This window comes from Mesorhizobium sp. M7A.F.Ca.CA.001.08.2.1, from assembly GCF_003998455.1.
Lineage (GTDB): Bacteria > Pseudomonadota > Alphaproteobacteria > Rhizobiales > Rhizobiaceae > Mesorhizobium > Mesorhizobium ciceri.
In genome coordinates this window covers 1-2299 of record NZ_RZPW01000898.1, presented here as the reverse complement: position 1 = coordinate 2299, position 2299 = coordinate 1, and the positions used below count along the sequence as shown (strand labels likewise).

4 protein-coding genes and 1 pseudogene are annotated in these 2299 nt (G+C 57.7%); 1 reads left to right on the top strand and 4 read right to left on the bottom strand.

All coding sequences use genetic code 11. From position 1 onward, the window contains the following. The 4 genes and pseudogenes from EN914_RS39560 to EN914_RS32630 form a co-directional block, all read right to left on the bottom strand. Positions 1–300: pseudogene (locus EN914_RS39560) on the bottom strand (nucleotidyltransferase); the annotation flags it as partial. Next, entirely contained in the window at positions 267–662 is a 396-nt protein-coding gene (locus EN914_RS39555; protein ID WP_245265368.1) for a hypothetical protein, read from the bottom strand. The pseudogene EN914_RS39560 and the gene EN914_RS39555, both read right to left, overlap by 34 nt. Further along, entirely contained in the window at positions 659–1672 is a 1014-nt protein-coding gene (locus EN914_RS32635; RefSeq protein WP_127218993.1) for a CBASS cGAMP-activated phospholipase, read from the bottom strand. The genes EN914_RS39555 and EN914_RS32635 overlap by 4 nt, the downstream gene beginning before the upstream one ends. Before the next feature lie 2 nt (positions 1673–1674). Next, positions 1675–1899 (bottom strand): DUF2188 domain-containing protein, encoded by a 225-nt coding sequence (locus tag EN914_RS32630; protein ID WP_024504460.1) that lies wholly within the window; start codon positions 1897–1899, stop codon positions 1675–1677. A gap of 131 nt (positions 1900–2030) precedes the next feature. Here EN914_RS32630 and EN914_RS32625 point away from each other — a divergent pair. After that, the coding region (locus EN914_RS32625) for a helix-turn-helix domain-containing protein (protein WP_164779081.1) at positions 2031–2299 on the top strand (269 nt) is incomplete at its 3' end.

Here is a 2299-nt window from a genome sequence, read left to right as displayed (position 1 = left end):
CAGCTGAACCGTGCGGCGTAAAATGCCCTTGGCCCTCATGTGAACGGGGAAGGGCTCGATGTTCGCCTGCCTGTCAGATGCGATGGCTTTGCGAACCTTGAGGCGGGGCTGCATCGACGCGCGTTCCTCGAACAGTGCCCGATATCCTTTCGGGTTTGTGGGCTTGAATTCACTCAGGCTTTTGTCCGGCACCAACTCGCCGCCGTTGCTGCAGCCAGGGTTCACAATTGTAGGCGAAACATCCAAGTGGAATTCGCGCGCGTAGTTCAGGCGCCAACACCGCTTTTTCTCCTCAAGCATAGCTGCATAGCGTGCATTTTCGCGAGCCGGTCGCCAACGATCTTCTTCAACTCAGCAGGTGGGCGCACCGACGCAAATCGGAAAACGAGGCAGATAACATCAACATCGAAGTCCTCGCGGCCGAGCGGCTTCACAGAGGTGCCAAGCCCCGCCGATCCATGTGGGTAAACATCGATGTGCTGCAAAATGGCATTGTCCGACGAGGACAGCCAATCTGCGACCGCCTCATAGCTCGCTTTGGCGGCCTCCATTTGCGCGGTGGTCAGTTCGAGATCCTGACAGATCTCGTCCAATATCGAATAGACCTCGGATTTGCGCAGCAAGACATTCTGCGGCACGAGGCTTCTGGCAAGTTCGTTCATTTCATCACCTCGCTCAGTTGGTAGCATGGCACAAACGGCTCTGCCGGTTCCGTCAGAAACACAGGTTCGATGCGCGCCCGGTCGCGGCGAGCCGCTGCCGCGCCCATCCCCTTCAACTGAGTAATTTTCCGGGTGTCATCGAGCTTGAAGAACTTCTTCGGCACATCCGGGCAGAATCGAAACAGCGCCTCGCGCTCATATTCGTGACCCGTGAGCAACTTTGCCATCCCCATGGCACTGCGGGATTGACCGTCCATAAACAAACGGATGACATCAGAACCAAGGACGCCCCAGCCGGGCGCCTCTCCGATCATGTAAACTTCATTCACACAGCCAAGGCTGAGAACCCGCAGGCTGGTCGAAGGCCAACCCAATAAGGTGATGGCTTCAACGACTGCCATTGCGATCGGGTTGTTGCACCACGTGCCGCCGTCAAGCAGGCCGACATCGTCTGCAGTACGATGCCGCTTGAAATACGTGGGCGCCGCCGCCGTGGCCATCGCCGCATCGAGGGCAGACTTCTTGTAGTCCGTTTTCAATCGGCGATGATGCGCCGTCTTGTAGATATAGACACTGCGCAGGTCGGCATCCCATGCCGGGACCAAGAGCCGCGTCTTGGCATCGCCAATGCGCTTGCCCTCAAGCACACCGTCTAGCTCGGCGCGCAGCAATTCCGCATCATGCTTTGGCGCGGCGACGTGGCGAACCTCTCTCAACAGGTCACCGATGCGGGTCCAGATGGAGCCGCCGGCCTGCCCGAAGATATGGGGACCACGATGAACGTAGAGATCGAGGAGCCGCTTTGCCGGCAGTCCCAACGCAAGACCGATTGCCAGAATGCCACCGGTCGAAGTGCCGGCAATGAGATCAAAATACTCGCCGATTGGTCGGCCGATATCTTCTTCCAGCGTAGCCAGGAACGACGCTGGTTGAGTCCCCATGATACCGCCACCGTCGATACACAATATCCGGCGGATCGGCTCCGAAGTTTTCTCATCCAGCGTCGGCATTGTCATCCCTTCGGCGGATACGGGTCATTCCCGTACGAATTGCCGTCGCGAATTTCGCCGTTGGGGCGGTGGATAACGACTTCGCTTTTCTGGTTGATTGCGATCTCACGCGCTGCGCGTTCGGCGTCCGCCTGGGTGCTGTGGGTGGATGTTACCCGTTGGTTTCCGGCCCCCCGGACAGCCCATGCATTGTCATGGGGGACGACGTGCTGATTTTTACCAGCCATGCTACTCTCCTTCTTTCCTTGACCTGATTCGCAAATGGTAATACGATTCTGTACGCTCTGTCATAGGCCGAGCCCAAAAAAAGTCCCTTTAGGGGCTGACGATCTAGGTAAGGAAGTCTATACGATCTGTCATGATAGAGTCAAGCATCCCATCCACCTTCGCCGCCCGCCTGCGTGACATCCGTGAGAAAAGAGAACTGAGCCAATCAGAGCTTGCCCGTGAAGCTGGCATGCAGCCTTCGGCCATAGCCCACTTCGAGGCCGGCAGGCGCAAGCCATCCTTCGATAACGTCCGCGCGCTCGCAAAGGCCTTGAAGGTCACCGCTGACTATCTGCTCGGCACCAAGACGACCACAACCGCCTTCCGTGACGAAGACAAATTGTCCGCAAAGGACCGCAA

Coding starts and splice junctions, on each gene's coding strand:
- EN914_RS39555 (WP_245265368.1), bottom strand. CDS start 662: ATGAACGAACTTGCCAGAAGCCTCGTGCCGCAGAATGTCTTGCTGCGC.
- EN914_RS32635 (WP_127218993.1), bottom strand. CDS start 1,672: ATGCCGACGCTGGATGAGAAAACTTCGGAGCCGATCCGCCGGATATTG.
- EN914_RS32630 (WP_024504460.1), bottom strand. CDS start 1,899: ATGGCTGGTAAAAATCAGCACGTCGTCCCCCATGACAATGCATGGGCT.